At 38.3% G+C, this 23,382-nt stretch carries 19 protein-coding genes; 4 read left to right on the plus strand and 15 right to left on the minus strand.

Annotated features, from left to right (window positions below):
• Nucleotides 1–186 precede the first annotated feature (186 nt).
• Entirely contained in the window at nucleotides 187–1,992 is a 1,806-nt protein-coding gene (locus Q0594_RS00435; protein ID WP_298729051.1) for an ABC transporter ATP-binding protein, read from the minus strand.
• Nucleotides 1,985–3,721: an ABC transporter ATP-binding protein gene (locus Q0594_RS00440; RefSeq protein WP_298729052.1), complete on the minus strand. Its 1,737-nt coding sequence runs from the start codon at nucleotides 3,719–3,721 to the stop codon at nucleotides 1,985–1,987. The genes Q0594_RS00435 and Q0594_RS00440 overlap by 8 nt, the downstream gene beginning before the upstream one ends.
• A 299-nt stretch (nucleotides 3,722–4,020) precedes the next feature.
• Here Q0594_RS00440 and thrC point away from each other — a divergent pair, with 299 nt between their 5' ends.
• The gene (gene thrC / locus Q0594_RS00445) at nucleotides 4,021–5,511 is read left to right on the plus strand and encodes a threonine synthase (RefSeq protein ID WP_298729053.1); all 1,491 of its coding nucleotides are present in this window, start codon (nucleotides 4,021–4,023) and stop codon (nucleotides 5,509–5,511) included.
• Nucleotides 5,512–5,560: 49 nt separating this feature from the next.
• Here thrC and Q0594_RS00450 read toward each other — a convergent pair whose 3' ends face one another.
• The 5 genes from Q0594_RS00450 to Q0594_RS00470 form a co-directional block, all read right to left on the minus strand.
• Nucleotides 5,561–6,310 carry an NADPH-dependent oxidoreductase gene (locus tag Q0594_RS00450; RefSeq protein WP_298729054.1) on the minus strand — a complete coding sequence of 250 codons (750 nt, stop codon included), beginning with the start codon at nucleotides 6,308–6,310 and terminating at the stop codon, nucleotides 5,561–5,563.
• 55 nt (nucleotides 6,311–6,365) lie between these two features.
• The gene (locus Q0594_RS00455) at nucleotides 6,366–7,049 is read right to left on the minus strand and encodes an adaptor protein MecA (RefSeq protein ID WP_298729055.1); all 684 of its coding nucleotides are present in this window, start codon (nucleotides 7,047–7,049) and stop codon (nucleotides 6,366–6,368) included.
• A gap of 494 nt (nucleotides 7,050–7,543) precedes the next feature.
• Nucleotides 7,544–8,701: an ABC transporter permease gene (locus Q0594_RS00460; RefSeq protein ID WP_298729056.1), complete on the minus strand. Its 1,158-nt coding sequence runs from the start codon at nucleotides 8,699–8,701 to the stop codon at nucleotides 7,544–7,546.
• Nucleotides 8,688–9,752: an ABC transporter permease gene (locus tag Q0594_RS00465; protein ID WP_298729057.1), complete on the minus strand. Its 1,065-nt coding sequence runs from the start codon at nucleotides 9,750–9,752 to the stop codon at nucleotides 8,688–8,690. The genes Q0594_RS00460 and Q0594_RS00465 overlap by 14 nt, the downstream gene beginning before the upstream one ends.
• Nucleotides 9,749–10,693, minus strand: a complete 945-nt coding sequence (locus Q0594_RS00470) for an ABC transporter ATP-binding protein (protein WP_298729058.1) — start codon at nucleotides 10,691–10,693, stop codon at nucleotides 9,749–9,751. Before Q0594_RS00470 ends, Q0594_RS00465 begins: the two co-directional genes overlap by 4 nt.
• 152 nt (nucleotides 10,694–10,845) lie before the next feature.
• Between Q0594_RS00470 and Q0594_RS00475 the strand changes: the two genes are divergently transcribed.
• Both Q0594_RS00475 and Q0594_RS00480 read left to right on the plus strand, forming a co-directional pair.
• A complete protein-coding gene (locus Q0594_RS00475; RefSeq protein WP_298729059.1) occupies nucleotides 10,846–11,907 on the plus strand; it encodes a histidine kinase in 1,062 nt (353 codons plus the stop codon).
• Nucleotides 11,900–12,508 (plus strand): response regulator transcription factor, encoded by a 609-nt coding sequence (locus Q0594_RS00480; RefSeq protein ID WP_298729060.1) that lies wholly within the window; start codon nucleotides 11,900–11,902, stop codon nucleotides 12,506–12,508. Before Q0594_RS00475 ends, Q0594_RS00480 begins: the two co-directional genes overlap by 8 nt.
• Nucleotides 12,509–12,636: 128 nt before the next feature.
• On the opposite strand, the gene spxA is transcribed toward Q0594_RS00480, so the two are convergent.
• Nucleotides 12,637–13,035 (minus strand): transcriptional regulator SpxA, encoded by a 399-nt coding sequence (gene spxA / locus Q0594_RS00485; RefSeq protein ID WP_005607127.1) that lies wholly within the window; start codon nucleotides 13,033–13,035, stop codon nucleotides 12,637–12,639.
• A gap of 295 nt (nucleotides 13,036–13,330) precedes the next feature.
• Between spxA and trpS the strand changes: the two genes are divergently transcribed.
• Nucleotides 13,331–14,326, plus strand: a complete 996-nt coding sequence (gene trpS, locus Q0594_RS00490) for a tryptophan--tRNA ligase (protein ID WP_298729061.1) — start codon at nucleotides 13,331–13,333, stop codon at nucleotides 14,324–14,326.
• A 621-nt stretch (nucleotides 14,327–14,947) separates the two neighbouring features.
• On the opposite strand, the gene Q0594_RS00495 is transcribed toward trpS, so the two are convergent.
• The 7 genes from Q0594_RS00495 to Q0594_RS00525 form a co-directional block, all read right to left on the minus strand.
• On the minus strand, nucleotides 14,948–15,838 hold the full coding sequence (locus Q0594_RS00495; protein ID WP_298729062.1) for an ROK family protein: 891 nt from the start codon (nucleotides 15,836–15,838) through the stop codon (nucleotides 14,948–14,950).
• A 382-nt stretch (nucleotides 15,839–16,220) separates the two neighbouring features.
• Nucleotides 16,221–17,522 (minus strand): phosphopyruvate hydratase, encoded by a 1,302-nt coding sequence (gene eno / locus Q0594_RS00500; protein WP_298729063.1) that lies wholly within the window; start codon nucleotides 17,520–17,522, stop codon nucleotides 16,221–16,223.
• An 86-nt stretch (nucleotides 17,523–17,608) separates the two neighbouring features.
• Nucleotides 17,609–19,138, minus strand: a complete 1,530-nt coding sequence (gpmI, locus tag Q0594_RS00505) for a 2,3-bisphosphoglycerate-independent phosphoglycerate mutase (RefSeq protein WP_298729064.1) — start codon at nucleotides 19,136–19,138, stop codon at nucleotides 17,609–17,611.
• The gene (tpiA, locus tag Q0594_RS00510; RefSeq protein ID WP_005607135.1) at nucleotides 19,138–19,893 is read right to left on the minus strand and encodes a triose-phosphate isomerase; all 756 of its coding nucleotides are present in this window, start codon (nucleotides 19,891–19,893) and stop codon (nucleotides 19,138–19,140) included. Before tpiA ends, gpmI begins: the two co-directional genes overlap by 1 nt.
• A gap of 31 nt (nucleotides 19,894–19,924) precedes the next feature.
• Entirely contained in the window at nucleotides 19,925–21,115 is a 1,191-nt protein-coding gene (locus Q0594_RS00515) for a phosphoglycerate kinase (protein WP_298729065.1), read from the minus strand.
• A gap of 125 nt (nucleotides 21,116–21,240) precedes the next feature.
• Complete coding sequence (gene gap, locus Q0594_RS00520; RefSeq protein WP_298729066.1) at nucleotides 21,241–22,242, minus strand: type I glyceraldehyde-3-phosphate dehydrogenase; 1,002 nt, start codon at nucleotides 22,240–22,242, stop codon at nucleotides 21,241–21,243.
• A 28-nt stretch (nucleotides 22,243–22,270) separates the two neighbouring features.
• On the minus strand, nucleotides 22,271–23,290 hold the full coding sequence (locus tag Q0594_RS00525) for a sugar-binding domain-containing protein (RefSeq protein WP_298729067.1): 1,020 nt from the start codon (nucleotides 23,288–23,290) through the stop codon (nucleotides 22,271–22,273).
• Nucleotides 23,291–23,382 lie beyond the last annotated feature (92 nt).

A 23,382-nucleotide genomic window follows, 5' to 3' on the forward strand; every position in this document is an offset into this window, starting at 1 on the left:
ATAGCATATATACGAAAAGAAAGAATAATGATTATAAATATTTACAATTTTTTAATAGTGGATAAACTGTAGATATTATATTTATAAAAAACTGTACTTGGATTCATTTTGACAACATTTCTAGAAACAAATAATGCAGCCCTTTATATAAAGGACTGCATTTGAAAATAAAAACATTTTATCTACTTAATCTAACTCAATTTGACCCGTGTATAGCTTGTAGTAAACACCATGTTTCTCCATTAAGGTTTCATGGTTTCCTCGTTCGATAATCTCACCGTGATCCATTACCATAATCACATCGGCATTACGAATCGTAGATAAACGGTGGGCAATTACAAATGATGTGCGTCCCTCCATCAATTGGTCCATCCCGCGTGAAATCAACGCTTCTGTATGGCTGTCGATTGAACTTGTCGCTTCATCAAGAATCAATACTTTAGGGTTCGCAACTGCAGCGCGCGCAATCGCTAGTAATTGACGTTGCCCTTGAGACAACCCTTCTCCGTCACCTGTAATTTCTGTTTGGTACCCTTGTGGTAGGCGTTTGATAAAGCTATGAGCATTTGCTAATTTTGCCGCTTTAATCACTTCATCATCTGTTGCATCTAATTTTCCATATCGAATATTATCCGCAATCGTTCCTGTAAATAAATGCGTATCTTGCAATACAATAGAAATTGTCTTACGCAAGTCATCTTTCTTAATCTTAGTTACTGGAATCTCGTCGAAAGTAATAACCCCTGAATCGATCTCATAGAAACGGTTGATTAAGTTTGTAATGGTTGTTTTACCAGCACCTGTTGCCCCTACAAAGGCAACCTTTAATCCTGGTTCTGCCCATACATTGATGTCTTTTAAAATACGAACTCCTGGTACATAACCAAAGTCTACATTATGAAGTTGAATATTCCCAACTACTGGAATACGTTTATCTCCATCCACCCAGTACCAGTTATCTTTATCTTGTTGATCAAGAGTGACTGTCCCTTCATCAATTTCAGGTACTTCACGAAGAATCGCAAATATACGTTCTGCCCCAGCCATTGCGCTTAAAAGAACATTCATTTGTTGAGACATTTGTGCAAGTGGTTGCGCAAATGTTCTTGAGAATTGTAGAAATGAGGCAAGTCCTCCGATATCCATCCAATTTATAATAACGAGATAACCCCCAACAGCAGCGGTAATCGCATAGTTCACATAACTAATATTCCCTAAAATCGGGAACATAATTGTTGAATAAAATTGTGCATTGTTTGCTGCTTCTTGAAGTTCTCCGTTTAGTGTGTCAAATTCATCTAAAACTCTATGTTCATGGTTAAATACCTTAACCACTTTTTGTCCTTCAATATGCTCTTCCACAAATCCGTTCACTTGGCCAAGAATCGCTTGTTGTGCTGCGAATTGCTTTCCTGATTTTGCACCTAGCTTCTTCACAATTTGGAACATGAGATATACCATTGCAATCAGTAAAACCGTTAGAATTGGTGAAAGGATAATCATCATGATAAACGTCAACACTAATTGAAGAGTGGAACTGATAATCATCAACATACTGTTGTTAAACGCATTTTGAATATTGTCAAAATCGTTCGTAAAACGAGACATTAAATCCCCGTGCTTATTCGTATCAAAGAAACGAATTGGCAAAGTTTGAATATGGTTAAATAAATCTCCACGCATCTTTTCGATTGTATTTTGTCCAACTGTTACCATTAAACGTGCAGAGAAGTAGCTGGCGGTTGCACCAAGTACATAGATAATGGCGATAAAACCAAGCATTTTTGCTAATCCTGCCAAGTCTCCTGTTTCAATAAAATCATTGATTAATGGACGAATCGCATACGTTCCGATAATTCCAGAAGCACTTGAAATGATTAAGCAGACTACAACAACTGCAAGAGTCATCTTACTCTTCCATAAATATCCCCATAAGTCTGCCAAAGTTTGCTTCATATTTTCTGGACGTTTTGGCCCTTTAATTTTACTCATCTCCTTTGGCTCCTTTCATTTGGGTTTCGTAAATATCACGATACAAGTCGTTTGATTCCATTAAATCTTCGTGCGTTCCTAGTCCGTTCACTTTACCATCATCTAATACAAGAATATTGTCAGCCCCTTGAATCGATGAAATACGTTGGGCAATAATAATAACCGTTGTTTCTGGTAAGTGATTGAAGAAAGCTTCGCGAATCTTTGAGTCCGTTGCCGTATCAACTGCTGACGTTGAATCGTCTAAGATTAACACTGCTGGCTTACGTAACATGGCACGAGCAATTGTAAGACGTTGTTTTTGTCCACCCGAGAAGTTTGATCCTCCTTGCTCTACACGAGTGTCATATCCCTCAGGCATTTCCATAATGAAGTCATGAGCTTGTGCATGTTTAGCCGCTTGAATCATCTCTTCTTCCGAAGCATTCGGATTTCCCCATAAGAGGTTCTCACGAATCGTTCCAGAGAATAGCATATTCTTTTGTAACACCATGGATACATTTTGGCGTAAATCAGAGAACCGATAATCACGAACGTCATGACCACCCACACGAACTGTCCCAGCTGTTGTGTCATAAAGTCGAGGAATCAACTGTACAAGAGAAGACTTCCCTGAACCTGTTGGCCCGATAATCCCGAACACTTCACCGGGTTTAATCTTGAAGCTGATGTTGCTTAACACTTCTTCGTCTTGTTGTTTTCCATAAGAGAAATGAACATGGTCAAATTCTACTTCGCCATACACTTTGTCAACTGAGATTGGATGTTCTGGTTCTTCCACATCAATATTCGTATCTAACACTTCGAAAATACGATCCATAGACGCTTTTGTCATTGTCAACATGACGAACACGAATGAAATCATCATGAGGGACATCAAGATTTGTGTGATATAAGAAATGAAACTGATAAGATCTCCAGTTGTCATCGTTCCACTAATAACAAGTCCGCCCCCAAACCACATCACCGCAATTGTTACAGCATAAATCGTTAATTGCATGATTGGGTTGTTCCACATCACGACATACATTGCATGGAGGGCACGTTCTCTATAGGTTGAGTTTTCCGCACCAAATTTTTTCTTTTCGAACATTTCACGTACGAAAGACTTTACAACGCGAATTCCGATAAAGTTTTCTTGTAAAGTACGGTTGATACCGTCTGTTGCTTGTTGTAATTTTCTAAAGCGAGGAAAGGCAGTAGAAATGATAAGAGCTAGCGATAACACTAAAATAGGTACAGCGACCATAAAGACGAGTGATAATTGTGCGTTAATACTTACTGCAAAGAAAATTGCGAAGATAAACATCATTGGTGCACGTGCTAAAATACGCATCGTCATAATAGCTGTATTTTGAACATTGTTAACATCACTAGTCATCCGGGTAATTAAGGACGCATTGGAGAAGTGATCAATGTTCTTAAAGGAGAAAGCTTGAATCTTCTTCATTTCAGCAGAACGTAATTCTGCAGCTACCCCAGTACCAGCAATCGATGCAAATTTTGCACCTAAAACTCCGGCCGAAAGAGATACAATCGCTACAAGAATCATAACGAACCCTTGTTGCATAATAAAGCCTAAGTCTTTATTTGGAATCCCTTCGTCAATAATTTGCTTCATAATAATCGGTTGTGCTACTTCACAGAGCACCTCGACTAAAATGGCAAAAAACGCTAAGAAAGGATATTTTTTATACTTACTAAAAAATGGAAGAATCTGTTTTAGCATTTTTTCACTCCTTCTTTGATTTTTGATAATAAAAAACTGCCTCTGGTCACACGCCAAAGACAAGCATTCTGCTAAGAATTACTAGAATAAGTTTATCAAGCTTTGACTTCGTTTTCAAATGAAACCCTTTGTTTTTTAACTGAATTTTCATTTTATTTTAAGGAAATTCTTTTTTTGAAAAGTAAAAATAGAATTGCCAAACTAATATTTTTCCATCGATAATAGCTCAGTATTTTGAGTTTGAACCGCGAATTATGGTACAATGAGCCCAACGAAATTTTAGAAAGCGAGGGACTCAAGTGTCCACAATTCAATACATTAGTACAAGAGACACAAATAACCGCGTTACAGCTTCACAAGCCATTTTAAAAGGAATTGCTGAAGACGGTGGTTTATATGTACCGACTGTCCTCCCAGAAGTGACTCTGGACTGGGAAGTGTTAAAAACTCAAAGTTATCAAGAAATCTCCATCGAAATTTTATCTGCCTTTTTAACAGATTTTACAAAAGAAGAAATTACACAATGCGTGCATTCTGCATACGATACAACGTTTGATACAAAAGAAATCGCACCTGTAAAAAAAGTGGGCGACCGTCATTTCATGGAACTTTTCCACGGAAGAACCATCGCCTTCAAAGATATGGCGCTATCTATCTTGCCATATCTCCTCACAACTGCTGCAAAGAAAAACAAATCTGATAAAGAAATCGTGATTTTAACAGCGACTTCAGGCGACACTGGTAAAGCTGCCCTTGCAGGATTTGCGGATGTTCCTCATACAAACATTATCGTCTTTTATCCAAAAGGTGGCGTCAGTACGATTCAAGAACGCCAAATGGTGACACAAGCAGGCGACAACACTTTTGTCTATGGTGTAGAAGGAAACTTCGATGACGCACAGACTAAAGTAAAAGAATTATTTGCGGATAAAGAACTAAACGCGACACTAGCGGAAAAAGGATTCCAATTCTCTTCTGCAAACTCGATTAATATCGGACGTCTTTGCCCACAAATCGTGTACTACGTATTCGCGTACGCACAATTAGTGAAAGACGGCACTCTGAACATTGGCTCCCCAATGAACGTTGTAGTTCCTACTGGTAACTTTGGTAACATTCTAGCAGCCTACTACGCAAAAGGCATCGGGGTTCCAATTAACAAACTCATCTGTGCTTCAAACGAAAATGATGTGCTTGTTGATTTCTTCCAAACAGGAACATACAACCGACTACGTGAATTTAAATTAACAAGTTCTCCAAGTATGGATATTCTTGTTTCAAGTAACCTTGAGCGTTTCGTCTTTGAATTAACAGGACGCAGCTCGCAGGAAACAAATGCACTGATGACTTCTCTAAAAGAAAACGGAAGCTACTCTGTTCCAAATACAGATACGGCTCTCTTCCAACAATTTTATGGAAACCGTGCAAGCCAAGAAGAAACAGCTCAAACGATTCACGATGTATTCAAGAGCGAGCACTACTTATTAGATCCACACACTGCGGTCGCAGATGCTGTGTATACGAAATATAAGAAAGAAACAGGAGATGTAACTCCTACGGTGGTAGTATCGACTGCGAGTCCATACAAATTCCCACAAAGCGTACTTTCAGCTTTAGACGTGGATACGAATCAATCTGATGCTAAATTGATGGATGCCATTCAACAAGAAAGCGGCATTGCCATTCCAACAGCAGTAACAAGCGTATTGGACGCGCCAATCCGTCATACAAAAGTTCTTTCAATCGAAGGCATGAAACAATCAGTCCTTGATTCATTAAACATTCAATAACACAAAAGAAGACAAGAAATCATCGTTTTAACGATTTCTTGTCTTCTTTTTATTCTTCTGTTAGAAATCCTTGTGCTTTTAATACATCGAGCATTTCCGAACGTTTAGCCCCAAGCGTATGGTATTTTGTAGACACTTGTTTTGTAAAGGCATCTACACGACGATTAGCATCACGAAGATCGTAATATTCTGTCACTGTCTCATCATACTCTTTCAACTCTTCTAATGGATTCTCCAGTTCACGGTATCCATTTTCCATATGAATCACTTCTTTTGGAAGGCGTGGTTTTAATTGAGGCTCTTGATTTGGCCAACCCACAGCTAAACCGATTGCTGGGTAAGTGTATTTTGGTAAATTTAGTAACTCGACGATTTTTGCTGTGTCGTTAAAGAAACTTCCTAGATACACAGTCCCCATCCCTAAAGATTCTGCCGCCACAACAACATTCTGAGCTGCAATCACTGCATCTGTTAACCCAGATACGAAACGGTCTGCGCTACCTTGAACTCCAACTTCTTGTCCTAAGGCTTTTGCAATTTCAGTATTACGTCTTTGTTCCACCACAAATACGAATAAATGTCCGCTAGTAGCTACATAAGATTGTCCACTCACGGCAGCTAATTCCTTCTTCAACTCTGGATCTGTCACACTAATAATCGAATAAGCTTGTAAGTACATACTTGACGCTGTTCTTTGCGCTACTTCTACTAGTAAATCCACTTCCTCTTTTGTCAATGCTTGGTCTTTAAACGCACGAATCGTACGGTGATTTAATTGTGTTTTGATGGTTTCATTCATTTTGATGGCTCCTTTGTATCAAAAAAAGAGTCGACTGCTCAACTCTTTTTGGTTTTTAGAAATATTGTTTGCCTGTTTCGAGGGCAGCTTCCGGCATAATGACTTCGCCGTATTCTTGCAACACTTCCCATGAAATTCTTGAGAACTCTGCATACTCGCGAACAAGTGCCATTTTTGAAGCCGTTTCCTCTGGTTTTTTCACTGGATGGAAAACATGTAAGAAGTAATGTCCACTATAGCGATATAGAACAGATTGTTCAAACTCTCCTGCTGTTTCTTTTGCCATTGAAACAAAGTCTTCGAAGTCTTCAAAAACAACTGTCACATCGATTGGTTTCAATGTTGAAGATTCATCTTCCATATTAATCACTGGTTTTGGAGAAAGTTTTCCTTCTTCTTTATCCTCTTTGCGCTTCTTCCCGATACGATCTGTAAGGGAATGTTGAATCGTATCGACTATATTGCGCACCATACGCTCGTCTGTTGACTCATCTCCCATGTCCACAATACGTGTCACATAGAGTTCTAGACCGTCTGGATTTGGCATGATTTGAAAACTCAATCCGTCTGAATCTTCGAATTGATTCAAGACGCCCATCTCCTCTAAAATACTATGGAAAAAGCTTTCGATTTCGCCTGGATTTCCAAGTAATTCAGGTATTGATGTACCACGGTCGATGAGATCTTGGTTCTCGATACGTAACAAGAATGTATCGTCGTTAATGCGTTCCATTTCCATAATATTCACCCCTTTTTACCTTATCCATCTATTCTAGACCAAACCTGAAAAAAATAAAAGAAATACGATTGGAAGACTAATACAAATTGGTTTGTGCTTTGTGTTTGTTGAAAAACAGCTTGAGATGGGGCAAATTGAACTTGCGTTCAAATATACTAAAAAAAGATTACTGCGAATTCCTTGCGGATTCTCTTTATAATCGCTGTTACGGGGCACCGGTGTAAGCCTTGGTCTTACACCTTCGAAGCTTCAAACGCGGAGTAAGGAACAAGTTCCTACTCCGCGTTTGAAGCTTCGATGCGATTCCCCGTTACTACGATTATAAAATCCGCAAGATTCTTCGTAATCTTTTTTTATTTATTCTGTTCAATTTGCCCCATACCAAGCTGATTGAAAAGGTGCTAAAACCTTCGTATTTCTTATTTTTGGAAGGGTGAATAGGATGGAAGCAGGCCTCAAAACGACGAAGCTTCTTACCTTATAATTAATAGGAGTTAGGCTTTTTTCAGGCTGCGTCCAAATTGTCTTGTACGAATCTGTTGTATGCTAAAGGCTAATGCAACATATAAAATTCCGAATAAAAGTACCATTCCTAGGTTGAAAGCGTAACTTGAAAAATCTGTTGAAGGATTTTCTGCGGCTGAAATCACATAATATACTGGGAAGAATTTTGCGATACTAATAGCTACCGGATTTAGTAAGCTTAATGGTACAAAAATTCCTGAGATAAACGATAATCCCATCCCAACCACTGTACTTGCGGCAGAATAGCCATAACGGTTGTCCCCAATAATCACTGAGCAAAGGAATGCTAAGGCATAGGCTGTAAGAGCCATCGAAATCGTAAGCATTAATGATTTTGGAGCTCCAGCACTGACATAGAAGCTTGGTGCCACAATGGCTACGAATAGTAAGTTGATTCCAACGATAATTCCAACAACCGTTAATCCCCCAAGGAATTTTTCAATCGTCACTTGGTTTACGCTCTTCATACCAATAACAATTCGTTTTGCGACTTCGTCAGTTTCAAGTTTAGCAAAGATTAATCCAAGCAAGAAGATAAAGATTGAAAGGTAAAGAAACGGGGTGTGTGAAAAATAGATTTCACCAAATTCTGCATAGAAATCATCATCTTTAACAGTGGCATCTTTTGAAATCACATTGACTGTTGCTTGCTCTTTTAAAATTTTATCCATATTTTCACTACTGAAATTGCCTTGCTTTTTCAATACGACTGCATAGCGTATATATGAATTCACGTATTCTCGAAGTAAATTTCCTTCAAGTGAATTTCCAATTTCCATATTCAGCGCTTCTTCCCCTTTGTTGATTCTTGCATCAACATCTGATGGAATCCACATTGCACCATCCACATCATTTGAATAAACAGCTTCTTTCATAATGTTATCGCTATTTGTTGTAAGAGTGACTTTATGTTCTTTTTTTAGAGAAGCAATCATTGCATTGATAATTTCGCTATTTCCATTTGATTCGTCTTTAATCACAACTTTATAATTTGTGTCATGGAATCCTGTTACTTCTTGATTTCCTAACGCTTGAGAATATCCCAATCCCATAAAGACGACTAGGAAAATAATCGCATATGATTTTAATCGATAAGCAAGTTTTAAAAAATATTTATAGACTATCATAACGTGTTCTCCTTAATCTCCATAATGCACATCCTAGAAGTACTAGTGTGTAAATTCCAAGCAATAAGTAAGTTCTACCTAGATGGGCACTCCCTACGAGTCGGTTCAATTGATAAAATCCAGTAACCATTAATGCGACAGGATTAAATTGATTAAATCCTGGCATAAAGGTATTGGCAAAACCTTTCATTGCTGTTCCCATCATTCCAGCTAGTGCCGAGAGAACGAGGTTTAGCATTAATGAGAAGATGATTCGCCCTTGTATAGTGAGTTTTTGATTGGTTCCTATCAAAAGACCTGCTGAAATTCCGAATACATTTCCCATCAACATAAGAAGGAGACTTCCTCCCCAATCTGCGAATAAATCAATTTTCAATACTTGTGTCATGTAGACAAGTAAAATAGCGTTTGAAGTGATATTGAGCAATAATCCAATCATAAAGCAGTTGATTATGAGTTTGCCTTTGCTAAATGGACTACCCATAATACGTCGTCCAATCGGTGACACATTTCCGTTTAAATAGGCTGCGCAAACAACACCACTAAATACGGAGTACATTGTAAAGCTGGCAAGTGCACTATAGAATAACATCGTTCCTTGGCTCACATCACTGGTTGCTTGAGTAACCCAACTCTTATTAAAATCGATGCTTGCAGCACCTTGACCCAAACTTTGTACTTGTTTAATTTGTGTTACTACATTTTTCAAAACACTTTGAGGAACCCCCGACGATTTGCTTACGACTACTTCTAAATTATTGTCAACGAATCCGTCAGCTTTATCATCTGTTACGAGTTCGTTCCCAGCTTCCTTGGAATCAACATCAATAATTTCAAAATAGTCTCCCGCTTGTTCAAATACATAATGATACGGATTATCTGTTGTCATGGCTACACGAACTGTACCCATATCTTGATTCATAATTCCTGAAAAAGACACGAAATAGAGTGAAACCAGGATAATTGGATAAAGTAACACCCAGAACGAGAATGAAAAATCTTTTAAAGCGTCTTTTGATAAATAAGTAAATAATTTTAAGAATGTCTTCATGAATCTCGAAGTCCTTTCCCTGTATATGCAAGGAACACATCGTCTAAACTTGGTTGTTCACTGTATAAACGAACATAGCTCAAGTTCAATTCTTCAAGGGTGTTAGCCACGTGAAGCAAGTGATTCGTTCCCTGTTCGAAATTGAATTTCAGATGATCTTTATGATGGTCTAATACAAGAACGTGAGAAATTTGTTTTAAACGAGTGACTTGTTCTTCTGTGGGAACTGTCGAAAGTTCTACTTGGATAATTTCAGAAGTTGCAATAGACTTCTTCAATTCTTGAGAAGTACCTGAAACAATACTCTTCCCTTTATCCATAATCACGATTCGGTCACTAAGTCCATCTACTTCATCTAAGTAGTGCGTTGTGTAAATAATCGTACTTCCCTGTTCATTGAGCTTGCGAATGCCTTCTAAAATAAATGAACGACTTTGTGTATCGACCGCCACAGTTGGTTCATCAAAGAAAATGAGACTTGGTTTATGTACGATTCCGCAGGCAATGTTCAAGCGGCGTTTCAATCCCCCACTCAATTTTTTCGGAACGAATTTACGGAAATCTTGTAATTCTACAAACTCAATTGCCTCTTGTACAAATTGTTTGCGTTGCTTAGAATCTGAAATATACAATCCGCAGAAGAAATCAATATTTTCTTCTACTGTTAAATTATCTAAATACGCTAAATCCTGTGGAACAATCCCAATTTCGCGTCGTACTTTATTGGATAACGGAAACTTGCTTTCTCCTAGAACCGTTACTTCACCACTATCAAAGGTTAAAAATCCTAACATACTGTTAATCGCAGTTGTCTTTCCACATCCGTTTGGTCCAAGAAGCGCTAGCAGCTCTCCTTTACGAATTTCAATATCAAAATGATTTAATGCCATCAAGTCCTTGTATCGTTTTACAAGACTTTTTACTTGGATACTGTTTTCCATGTCTTCACCTCATTGATTTTTTTACATTCTTAGTATATCGAGCCTGCTTGTCACAAACTAGTGTCAAATGTCGTTAGTTCCATATGACATTTGTCATAAATGAGTAGATATTTCTCCCTATTTGGGCTACACTGAAAGAAAGAGCGTTGGAGGTGAGATGTTTGCGGACTTTTTTAGAGAAATTAATGTTCTATATTCTGATTAGTATGTATTTGATGGGACAACAAGTAGAGGTCTTTACAATATTTCTAGGACTTTGTATTTTTATTCTTTCTCTATCCATGGAAGTTTTTGAAACTAGTTGGATACAACGCATTTCTTTGGTCATTTCGGGCGCATTATGTATTTTCTTTCCTGAATGCGCACTGTATATTTCAATTTTCATCATGCATGCCGCTCAACTGTTTGGACTCCCAGGAATTTTTACTGGAGTTCTCCTCCTACTGCGTCCAAATCTATTAACATTACTACTAACCGTTATTGGAACATATCTTATTTTGCGTAGTAGCTATGATAAAAAATTCAGAATAAAGAGTCACCTTATCCAAGACGACTTAGAGCATGAACGACTGATTCTACTTCAAAGGCAACAATTTAGCCAAGAGGAAACCTTAAAACAAATGGAGGTTGCTACTCTCAAAGAACGCAACCGTATCTCCCATGCCTTGCATGATCAAATTGGACATACGCTAAGTGCGTCGATTATGCAACTAGAAGCCCTGCAAATCATCACTAATGAACCTGTTGTAGAGAAAAAATTGGAACAAGTTTCAGGAATTCTTCAAAGCGGAATGAACGAAATCCGTTCAACTATTCATAACCTTTATGATGACTCCTTCTTACTTTCTCAAAAGATGGATGAAATCCTTCATCCTCTTGAGAAGAAGGCGCAAGTCAATTACCAAAACACAATATCTGATGAGATTCCCATCGGTTTGAAATACGATATCCTTACCATTTGTAAGGAAATGATTACGAACTTTATGAAGTATTCAAATGGAAATCAACTTCAATTGTTTTTATTAGAACAGAAAAATTATTATACGATTCAATATAAAGATAACGGGAACGAAACTCATAATATAACCCCGGGAATGGGACTCACAATGATGAAAGAACTCGTAGAAAAACATAAAGGAGTTATGACACTACAAACCACGAACGGATATGACATCTTTATCCGTATTCCTAAACAGGAGGACCACCATGATTAGAACGATTCTTATCGACGATGACTTTTTAGTTTTACAAGCCTTAGAAACCATTCTATCTGTTCAAGACCATATTGAAGTAGTAGGGACTGGAAACGACGGACGTGATGCTGTTGAATTATATATTACTCATCAACCCGACCTCGTTTTGATGGATATTCGCATGGAACCAACTAGCGGAATTGAGGCCGCATATGACATTTTAAAGGATTTTCCCAAGGCAAATATTTTATTTCTAACTACCTTCCAAGATGATGAGTATATTACCAAAGCTCTTTCAATCGGTTGTAAAGGATATTTATTAAAGCAACATATTAAAGGTATCCTTCCAGCCATCGAAGCAGTAATGAACGGGCAAATTGTTTATGACTCAACGATTGAAATGCCGGTAAAGAAAACCTACGAAAAGAAATCTAGTGCCCATTTAAGCGAACGAGAAAATGAACTGCTCTATCTGGTCGCTGAAGGCTTTAACAATAAAGAAATCGCTGAGAAAATGTATCTCAGCGAAGGAACCGTCAGAAATTACTTATCTGCTTTACTCGAAAAATTAGAGTTAAGAGATCGTACTCAACTGGCTGTGTATTACTATAAAGAATTATAAAAAAGAACTTCAAATGAAGTTCTTTTTTTGCAAGCAGTTCGATTGTGAATGGTTATTTCCATCTTTTTCCAAAAAACCAATCCATTTTGTGCACAAAAAAAGCCCTGAATTCTCAGGGCTAATTTTCTTTAAAAGTTGACTAAACGTTGAGCCATATCTAATTCATATGCTCGTACTTCTCTTGATAAGAAACGACGAATTTCATCTTCGTTATATCCTACTTGGAATCTCTTTTCATCTAGCATAATAGGACGACGTAGTAATCCTGGATTATTTTGGATTAATGAAAATAGTTGATTCAAAGGGACTTCATCTAAATCGATTTTTAACTCTTGAAATGCTTTTGAACGAGTTGAAATAATCTCTTCGGTGCCATCTTCGGTCATACGCAAGATGTTTTTAATTTCATCGATTGTTAATGGTTCTGAAAAAATGTTTCTTTCGGTGTACTCAATGTTGTGCTCTTCTAACCAAGCTCGAGCTTTACGACATGATGTACAACTTGGTGAGGTATATAATGTAACCATTCGCTATGTCCTCCTTTAATATGATACTCTGACTTTAATACGTGTATTATTATATATGATATATTAAAAAAAATCTATATGATTTTAGAAAATTTTTTTGATTTTCACAAACTTCTTGCAAAATTAATGAAAATTTTATTCTTTCAAAATAGTTTTCACTCGCTTTCATTCTAATAGAAACAGACTTTAGGAATTTGACTGTATTCACAATCCTTGAAAAATATTATTTTTATTTTTCATGAAAATCCCTTCAAAATAAGGTATAATAAAACTACAAACTTTAAGGAGCACTACTATGTCTAAAAAAAGAATTTTCTCTGGCGTGCAGCCTTCTGCAATTCCAACAATTGGGAACTATATTGGAGCGATGAAAAACTTCGTAGCCCTGCAAGACGAGTACGATTGTACATACTGTATCGTAAACCAACATGCGATTACTGTTCCACAAGATCCAAAGAAATTAAAAGAGCAAACTCGTTCACTTGCAGCACTTTACCTTGCGATTGGTTTGGATCCTGAAAAGTCAACCATCTTCGTTCAATCTGAAGTTCCAGCACACGCACAAGCCGCATGGATCGTACAATGTAATGTCGGCGTTGGTGAATTAGAACGTATGACACAATACAAAGATAAATCTCAAAAACAACAATCTGTTTCGGCAGGATTATTAACCTACCCTCCGCTAATGGTAGCCGATATCGTTTTATATAACGCTGAAGTGGTTCCTGTTGGAGACGATCAAAAACAACATATGGAATTAACACGTGACTTCGTTGAACGCTTCAACAGTCGCTACGGAAATGGCAACCAATTACTTGTGATGCCAGAACCATTTATTCCAAAAGCAGGAGCTCGTGTCATGAGCCTTCAAACACCTACAAAAAAAATGAGTAAATCAGATGCTAACGTGAAAGAATACATTAGCATGCTGGATGAGCCAGCTGTGATTCGTAAGAAAATCAAAAGCGCTGTAACGGATTCAAGCGGTGTGATTGAATTCGACCCTGTTGAAAAACCTGGCGTATCCAACCTTTTAACCATCTTCTCTGCTTTCTCTGGAGAAAGTATCGACTCTCTTGTTGATCGCTTTAAAGGTGTTGGTTATGGCCAATTTAAAGAAGAATTAGCCGATGCAATTATCGCAGTTATGGAACCAATCCAAGAGCGTTATTATGAGTTGTTGAAATCTGATAAGTTAGATGAGATTCTTGATGAAGGTGCTAAGAAAGCAAATTACGTAGCGAATAAAACACTACGCAAGATGGAAAAAGCGGTAGGCTTAGTGAGATAAACCAAGAAAGATTATCTCCTTACTTTCTAGAATAAAATTAAAAGAGTCCTCTCGGACGTTATTATAATGACTTAAAAGGCTACACCGGGTTGAGTCACGGTCTCAACCCTACCGAGCTTCAAACAGATTCTAGAAGAATTCTCTTCAAGAATCTGTAATTCACATCGGTCGCAACCGCCATTAATGTCATTATAAAGTCCGAGGGACTCTTTTCTTTATGTACAAGTGAACTTTTCTTAGTTTATCTCCCATTGCAAAGAGAAGTAGGCTATTTAACAATTCTTGATAGGATGCACCTAAACCTTATAACGTTTAAGGGCATTCTTTTTGATTATCTTTAAAACATCAGTTTTATTATTGAAAGAGTTATAGTGGGACACCGGTTCGAGCCTTATGTCTCTCACCTTTGAAGCTTCAAAGGTGGAGTAAGGAAATCATTCCTAACTCCACCTAATTCACATTCAATGTGATTCCCCACTATTCTTTCATTAAACTGATGTTTTTTTTGATAATCAAAAGTCTTTCTATGAGATAAATTTACTAAAATAGTTTATCTCACGCCGCAAAAAAGTAAGGCAAATTAAAAAGTGCTAGGAAATCCTAGCACTTTTTATCGTTTGCTTATTCTACTACAAGAAGTCCCGCTCCAATAATTCCATTGTCTCCCTTAATGGTGGACGCTTTTATATTTTCTAAAATATGTTTTTGTTCGTGATGTAAGAGATGTCCCAATTCCTCTTTAATCAATTCAATAAAGTCTGGATTGTAATTTGAAACGCTACCCCCGAATACAATCACTTTTGGATCCAGAAGGCAAACCATTCCATGCAATGCACTAGCTAGCCCTTTTGCAGTCTCCTCAATGATTCTATTTGCCGCTTCTTCTCCAGCTCTCCATTTTTCAAAAACATCTTTTGTAGTTAAGACTACATCTTCATACAACTCTCTCCCCGTACGTTCTATAGCCACACCTGAACAAGCTCCCTCTAACGATTCTAAACATTCAAAGTACGGAACTTTTAAAAAACCAATTTCTCCTGAAAAACCTTCCCCGCGTAAAATCGTATTATTGACAATGTTGGTCGCTGCAATTCCTGTTGATACAGTGACATAACCAAACATATCAGACGATTTTAAATGAAGTAATCGATATTCCGCATAGGCTGCTACTTTTACGTCATTATCAATGCGTACTGGAACATCTCCGAATGTTTGTTTTAATCGTTCTACGACTGGAAAATTTGCCCAAGGAATATTATTTTGGAAAACAGCTACCCCATTTTCCACATTAACTTTCCCTGGCAAACCAACACCAATACCGTATGTATCTTGAATACGTAAATCATTTTCTTCGAGTACCTCTTGAATGAGTTGGACCACTCCCTGATACAAACCTTTTGCACTCTCAGTTTGGCTAGGTCTTTGAGAACGACTAACAATTTCTCCCTTCTCATTAATCAACGCAACAGCTACTTTTGTTCCCCCAATATCAACGCCAACTGCTACTTTCATCAAAACCCCTCCATTCATTTTGATTTCGTTTCTAAATTTATTTTACAATGAAATCTCCAAAAGCTCTTATCCTTTCTTGCGGTTTACTATAACTATTTTGCTCTCCTTCCAACATTTTGAAAAATGATAACCTGATTGATAGCCGTTTGAATATAGTGGAGTTTGTGATGGGGCACCGCCAAGATCCTAGGTCTCTTGGTCTTTGAAGCCGAAAGACCCTAGGCTCGAGGAGATCCTCACAACCATGTCTATTATGTAAAAACGGATATTAAACAAGTATCGTATCCTTTTCAATCTAAGGTTGAATATTATTTAAAAACACCCAATTTTTGCACAAAAAAGGAGGGGAAGCAGATTGCTTCCCCTCCGTAATTCCTAGGAATTATTTGTTTTTTAAGTTGTAGAACGCTGATAGACCTTGGTAAACAGCTAAGTCACCTAATTGATCTTCAATACGTAATAATTGGTTGTATTTAGCAATACGGTCTGTACGGCTTAATGAACCAGTCTTGATTTGTCCAGCGTTTGTTGCAACTGCGATGTCAGCAATTGTTGAATCTTCAGTTTCACCAGAGCGGTGTGAAACAACTGCAGTGTAACCAGCTTTTTGAGCCATTTCGATTGCGTTGAATGTTTCAGTTAAAGTACCGATTTGGTTTACTTTGATTAAGATTGAGTTTGCAATACCTTTTTCGATACCACGAGATAAGATTTCAGTGTTAGTTACGAATAAGTCGTCACCAACTAATTGAACTTTACCGCCTAAGCGTTCAGTTAATAATTTCCATCCATCCCAGTCGTTTTCGTCACAGCCGTCTTCGATTGTGATGATTGGGTATTTTTCAACTAATTCAGCTAAGTATTCCACTTGTTCAGCAGGAGTACGTTTAGCACCTTTTTCACCTTCAAAGATTGTGTAGTCATATACGCCATCTTTGAAGAATTCTGATGAAGCACAGTCAAATCCTAAGTAAACATCTTTACCAGGTTCTAGACCTACTTTTTTGATTGCTGCTAAGATTGTTTCTACAGCATCTTCAGTTCCTTCGAATGTAGGAGCGAAACCACCTTCGTCACCTACAGCAGTTACTAAACCACGGTCATGTAAGATAGCTTTCAATGCGTGGAATACTTCAGCACCCCAACGTAAAGCTTCTTTGAATGTTGGCGCACCAACTGGTAAAATCATGAACTCTTGGAATGCGATTGGAGCATCTGAGTGAGATCCACCGTTAACGATGTTCATCATTGGTGTTGGTAATACTTTAGTGTTGAATCCGCCTAAGTATTGGTATAAAGGTTGATCTAAATAGTCAGCAGCTGCGCGTGCTACAGCAATAGATACGCCTAAGATTGCGTTAGCTCCTAATTTACCTTTGTTTGGAGTTCCATCTAATTCAATCATTAATTTGTCGATCGCCATTTGCTCACGAACATCATAACCTAAGATAGCTTCAGCGATAATGTTGTTTACATTGTCAACTGCTTTTTGAACTCCTTTTCCTGAGTAACGAGATTTGTCGCCGTCACGTAATTCAACTGCTTCGTATTCACCAGTTGAAGCTCCTGAAGGAACCATACCGCGTCCGAATGCTCCGCTTTCTGTGTAAACTTCAACTTCGATAGTTGGGTTTCCACGTGAGTCTAGTACTTCTCTTGCTAATACATCTGTAATAAATGGCATGATTTATTAACTCCTTTAAATTTTATTTTGTACGTTATTATTTTAATCGAAAATCTATAGACTTTCAAGAATTCCTAAGGTTTTCTTTATTTTTCGATCAATGTTTCTCCAGTCATTTCTGCTGGTTTTTCAACATTTAAAAGATCAAGCATTGTTGGAGCAACGTCTGCTAAACGTCCACCCTCACGCAATGTGATTCCTTTCTTAGTCACAATCACAGGTACTGGCACTGTTGTATGTGCAGTATGTGGTGTTCCTTCTGGTGTAATCATAGTTTCTGAGTTACCGTGGTCTGCAAAGATAATTGCGCTACCGCCTTTTTCAAGGATGACATCAACAACTTTACCTAAGTTTTCGTCCACTGCTTCAATCGCTTTGATAGTTGGTTCTAACATTCCTGAGTGTCCTACCATGTCAGGGTTAGCGAAGTTTAAGATGATCGCATCATTTTCATCATTGATGATTGAGTTGTATAATGCATCTCCTACTTCGTAAGCACTCATTTCTGGTTTCAAGTCGTAAGTTGCAACCTTTGGAGAAGGAATTAAAATACGATTTTCGCCAGGGAATTCTTCGTTACGTCCACCATTCATGAAGAATGTTACGTGTGGATATTTTTCAGTTTCAGCAATACGTAATTGTGCAAGACCAGCTTTAGATAACACTTCACCAAGAACGTTTGTCATTGGGATTGGTGGAAATGCTACTTCTGCATCCACGCTTGGGTTATATAAAGTCATTGTCACAAATTTAACGTTTGTAGCACGTGCACCACGGTCAAAGTTTGTCCACTCTTTATCAGTGAACGCATTTGATAATTGAATTGCACGGTCAGGACGGAAGTTGAAGAAGATGATGGCATCATTGTCTTCTACTTTTGCCACTGGTTTACCATCTTTAACGATTACTGATGGAATAACGAATTCATCTGTAACGTCTTTAGCATAACTATCTTCAATAACTGCTTGTGCGCTTTCGAATTGAGGTCCTTCGCTATGCGCGATTGCATCATAAGCTAATTTCACACGTTCCCAACGTTTGTCACGGTCCATTGCATAGTAACGACCTGACACTGTTGCGATTTCTCCAACGCCTACTTCAGCTAATTTATCTTCTAATGTTTTGATGTAAGAAGGACCAGCTTTAGGGTCTACGTCACGTCCATCCATAAATGCATGAATGTACACTTTGTCGATTCCTTTTGCTTTAGCTGTTTCCACTAATGCTAATAAATGGTTGATGTGGCTGTGTACCCCACCATCAGATAATAATCCGAACAAGTGTAATGCAGAGCCATTTTCTTTCACATGATTAAACGCACCATTTAATGCTGGGTTTGTTTCAAATTCACCATCTAAAATCGCTTTGTCGATACGAGTTAAGCTTTGGTAAACGATACGTCCAGCACCGATATTTGTATGACCTACTTCTGAGTTCCCCATTTGTCCATCTGGCAGACCTACATCTAATCCAGAAGCTTTTAATGTTGTATGAGGGAATTCGTTATAATAACGATCAAAATTTGGTTTTTTTGCTTGTGCAACGGCATTACCTTCAACTTCTGGTCTCCATCCGAAACCATCTAAGATAATGATTGCAACTGGTGATTTTGCCATTATTTTACTGCCTCCAATAAAGCTAAGAATGAATCTGGTTGTAAGCTTGCTCCACCTACAAGAGCTCCGTCCACATCTGGACAAGCCATGTATTCAGCAATGTTTTCTGGTTTTACAGATCCACCGTATTGTACGCGAACTTTGTCAGCAACTTCTTGACCGAAGTCAGCTGCTACTACGTCACGAACTACCTTACACATTTTTTGAGCGTCATCTTGAGATGCTGATTTACCAGTTCCGATAGCCCAGATTGGTTCATAAGCAATGACTAATGATGATACTTGCTCGTTTGATAAACCTTTCAATGCTGCAGAAACTTGTCCGCCTACGAATTCTGAAGCTTTTCCTGCTTCGTAAGTTTCTAACGTTTCACCACAACAAATGATTGGTGTTAAGCCGTTTCTGAAAATTGCATGTGCTTTTTTGTTGATATCTTCGTCAGTTTCGTGGAAATATTCACGACGTTCAGAGTGACCAATCACTACGTAGTGCACGCCCATTTCAGCTAATACTTTAGGTGAAGTTTCACCAGTGAAAGCACCAGCATCTTCGAAGTAGCAGTTTTCAGCAGCTACTTTTAATTCTGAACCTTTCGCATATTCTAATAAAGTAACTAAGTCCACTGCAGGAGCAGCAATAGCACTTTCTACACGTTCGCCTGAAGGTAATTTACCAACAACAGCTTCCACAAAAGCTTGAGTTTCTTTTGGGTTTTTATTCATTTTCCAGTTTCCGGCAATAATTGGTTTACGCATATACACAACATCTCCTTTTAAATGTTTAAAATTATTTATCACTGATAGCAGCAACACCTGGTAGTTCTTTACCTTCTAGATATTCTAGAGAAGCTCCACCACCTGTTGAAATGTGAGTGAATTTGTCAGCGTATCCTAATGAGATTGCAGCTGCTGCTGAGTCCCCACCACCGATAATTGTAGTTGCGCCTTCAAGGTTCGCAATCGCTTCACATACACCGATTGTTCCTTTAGCAAAGTTTGGTAACTCGAATACACCCATTGGTCCATTCCATACAACAGTTTTTGCATCTTTTAAGTAGCTTGCAAATAATTCAACTGTCTTAGGTCCGATATCTAACCCTTCTTGGTCTGCTGGAATCGCATCTGAAGCAACGATTGTAGCTACTGCATCATTAGAGAATTCTTTAGCGACAACATTATCGATTGGTAACACTAATTTGTCACCAGCTTTTTCCATAATTTCTTTTGCTAATTCAACGCGGTCTACTTCTAATAATGAAAGACCCACTTCTCGTCCCATTGCTTTGTAGAATGTGTAAGCCATTCCCCCACCGATAAGAACTTTATCCGCTTTGTCTAATAAGCTGTTGATAACCCCAATCTTATCTGAAACTTTCGCTCCACCTAAGATTGCTACAAATGGACGTTCTGGGTTATCAACTGCACCACCGATAAACTTGATTTCTTTTTCCATCAAGAATCCAGCAGCTGATTCTAATTGACTAGCAATACCAACGTTTGAAGCGTGCGCACGGTGAGCTGTACCGAATGCATCGTTAACAAATAAATCGCCTAAAGAAGCCCAATATTTACCTAATTCAGGGTCGTTTTTAGATTCTTTTTTACCATCTAAATCTTCGAAACGAGTATTTTCGAATAATAAAACATCGCCTTCTTTAAGTGCATTAATAGCAGCTTCTAACTTTTCTCCACGAGTTTCTGGAACGAAAGTAACTGGTTTTTCTAATAACTCAGATAAGCGTTCTGCAACTGGACGTAAGCTCAATTTAGCTTTGTCTTCTTCTGATTTCACTTTACCTAAGTGAGAGAATAAAATCACTTTCGCATTGTGGTCAACTAAGTACTTAATTGTTGGCAATGCTTGAACGATACGGTTGTCGTCTGTAATCACGCCATCTTTCAAAGGTACGTTAAAGTCCACACGAACTAAAACTTTCTTGCCTTCAACTTGTAAGTCTGTAACGATTTTTTTAGCCATAAAATAGCCTCCTACATTTTTATTTGGAGCGAGTGCATTACTCACATTATGAAAACAGGGCGAGGAAGCGAATGCTTCCATCGCCCTGAGAAAATAGATACGATTAGCTAAATCTATAGTTTAAATTATAGTTTTGCGAAGTATTGTAAAGTACGAACTAATTGTGCAGTGTATGACATTTCGTTATCGTACCAAGCAACAGTTTTAACTAATTGTTTGTCGCCTACAGTCATTACTTTAGTTTGAGTTGCATCGAATAATGAACCGTAAGTGATACCTACGATATCAGAAGAAACGATTGGATCTTCAGTGTAACCGTAAGATTCGTTAGCTAATTCTTTCATAGCTGCGTTGATTTCTTCAGCAGTAACTGTTTTTTCTAAAACTGTTACTAATTCAGTTAATGAACCTGTTGGAACAGGAACACGTTGTGCAGCTCCGTCTAATTTTCCGTTTAATTCTGGGATTACTAATCCGATAGCTTTAGCAGCACCTGTTGTGTTAGGAACGATGTTCACTGCTGCAGCACGAGCACGACGTAAGTCACCTTTAGCGTGAGGTGCGTCTAATGTGTTTTGGTCACCAGTGTAACCGTGGATTGTTGTCATTAAACCTTCAACAATACCGAATTTATCGTTTAACGCTTTAGCCATTGGAGCTAAGCAGTTTGTAGTACATGAAGCACCAGAGATAACAGTTTCTTTACCTGTTAAAATATTGTGGTTTGTGTTGAATACAACAGTAGGAACATCATTTCCACCAGGAGCAGAGATAACAACGCGTTTAGCGCCACCTTTTAAGTGTAATTCAGCTTTTTCTTTAGAAGTGAAGAAACCAGTACATTCTAATACGATATCAACGCCTAGTTCACCCCATGGTAATTCTTCAGGATTACGGTTAGCAAGTACTTTAACTTCTTTACCGTTTACGCGGAAAGCTCCATCTAACACTTCAACTTCACCGTTGAAGCGTCCTTGAGTTGAATCATATTTTAACAAGTGAGCTAATTGCTTAGCGTCTGTTAAGTCATTGATTGCAACAACTTCTAATCCTTCCACATCTTGAATACGACGGAATGCTAAACGACCGATACGTCCGAAACCGTTAATACCAACTTTAACTGTCATATAGTTTTTCCTCCTAGGAATTTTTATTTTATTTTTTGCGGGTTACCCCGTTCAAAACCAACTCTGACGTCTCCTTATCAATCACAAACCAGGTGCGATCTACAGGAGCTAATTTAGCATATGCTTTTAAAGCAGCTGCCTTCTCTTCGCCTTCCACAACGGCAATCGAATGTGGAATCGTAGATAAATCACTAAGATGCAGTCCTACTCGTGGGATTTTTAACACCACATTTCCTTCTGCATCGAAGAAACAACCGAACGCTTCACCAATTGCTTTCTTCTCTTTTAACGTAGCCATTTGTTCTTCTGAGAGGCCACGTCTCTCTCCCATAATAATAGCACTTCCAACGCTATATAACAAACACTCCGCCTTTTTCATGAGGCCAATCGTCTTTGCGACGGAAGGTTCTTGCATTAGGGGCGTATAAGTTGCTTGTTGGACATGTTCTGGAACAAAGAGCGCTTCATGATGGGCACCAATTCCAGTCGCCATTTTTTCACTGACATTATTCGCCTGAATCAGCATCGAACCAAACATTCCCCCTCTTGCAGGAACAATCGTTAGGTCTCGGTTCACTGAAATCTCTTTTGTGAATCCTTCGCTGACGCGGACCATCGTTTGACCACCCGTGATGGCAATAATGGAAGTTCCAAGCGGTAAAAGCACATCCATAATCTCTTGTACCAACTCAGATGTTTTTGCCGGATCATCTACAACTTTTACATACTGAACGCCTAAGGTTTTAGCCACCTTATGTTCCACCAGACTCATCTGAATAAAGTTGTTTTTTAAATCATCCGAACGTTCTAATATAAATTCGCCAATTTCCGTAAGATGCATTCCTGAGCCTTGCACTTCAATGAGGTCTAATTTCTTCATCGCCTCACATTCATTACGAAGTGTTCTCTCAGACATTTGGACCACTTTTGCAAGCGCCCTACGTCCAATGGGTTGATAGGTTGCAATAGCTTGTAAGATACGAAAACGCGTTTGAAGAACGATTCTGCTTTCTGGAACCAATAGATGAGATAGATTAAGATAATTCATCGAAGCCTTCCTCCAATCATCTCCAGATAGGGCCGAATATCGTCCCGCTTATTTCCGGTATCTTTGAATCCATATTTCTGAACACATTTATA

The organism is uncultured Granulicatella sp., assembly GCF_938030755.1.
Classification (GTDB): domain Bacteria; phylum Bacillota; class Bacilli; order Lactobacillales; family Aerococcaceae; genus Granulicatella.

Coding starts and splice junctions, on each gene's coding strand:
- eno (WP_298729063.1), bottom strand. CDS start 17,522: ATGCCATTTATTACAGATGTATTAGCAAGAGAAGTACTAGACTCACGT.
- Q0594_RS00455 (WP_298729055.1), bottom strand. CDS start 7,049: ATGGAAATGGAACGCATTAACGACGATACATTCTTGTTACGTATCGAG.
- trpS (WP_298729061.1), top strand. CDS start 13,331: ATGTCTAAAAAAAGAATTTTCTCTGGCGTGCAGCCTTCTGCAATTCCA.
- gpmI (WP_298729064.1), bottom strand. CDS start 19,138: ATGGCAAAATCACCAGTTGCAATCATTATCTTAGATGGTTTCGGATGG.
- Q0594_RS00525 (WP_298729067.1), bottom strand. CDS start 23,290: ATGAATTATCTTAATCTATCTCATCTATTGGTTCCAGAAAGCAGAATC.
- tpiA (WP_005607135.1), bottom strand. CDS start 19,893: ATGCGTAAACCAATTATTGCCGGAAACTGGAAAATGAATAAAAACCCA.
- Q0594_RS00465 (WP_298729057.1), bottom strand. CDS start 9,752: ATGAAGACATTCTTAAAATTATTTACTTATTTATCAAAAGACGCTTTA.
- Q0594_RS00480 (WP_298729060.1), top strand. CDS start 11,900: ATGATTAGAACGATTCTTATCGACGATGACTTTTTAGTTTTACAAGCC.
- gap (WP_298729066.1), bottom strand. CDS start 22,242: ATGACAGTTAAAGTTGGTATTAACGGTTTCGGACGTATCGGTCGTTTA.
- Q0594_RS00515 (WP_298729065.1), bottom strand. CDS start 21,115: ATGGCTAAAAAAATCGTTACAGACTTACAAGTTGAAGGCAAGAAAGTT.
- spxA (WP_005607127.1), bottom strand. CDS start 13,035: ATGGTTACATTATATACCTCACCAAGTTGTACATCATGTCGTAAAGCT.
- Q0594_RS00450 (WP_298729054.1), bottom strand. CDS start 6,310: ATGAATGAAACCATCAAAACACAATTAAATCACCGTACGATTCGTGCG.
- Q0594_RS00470 (WP_298729058.1), bottom strand. CDS start 10,693: ATGGAAAACAGTATCCAAGTAAAAAGTCTTGTAAAACGATACAAGGAC.
- Q0594_RS00460 (WP_298729056.1), bottom strand. CDS start 8,701: ATGATAGTCTATAAATATTTTTTAAAACTTGCTTATCGATTAAAATCA.
- Q0594_RS00495 (WP_298729062.1), bottom strand. CDS start 15,838: ATGAAAGTAGCAGTTGGCGTTGATATTGGGGGAACAAAAGTAGCTGTT.
- Q0594_RS00435 (WP_298729051.1), bottom strand. CDS start 1,992: ATGAGTAAAATTAAAGGGCCAAAACGTCCAGAAAATATGAAGCAAACT.
- Q0594_RS00440 (WP_298729052.1), bottom strand. CDS start 3,721: ATGCTAAAACAGATTCTTCCATTTTTTAGTAAGTATAAAAAATATCCT.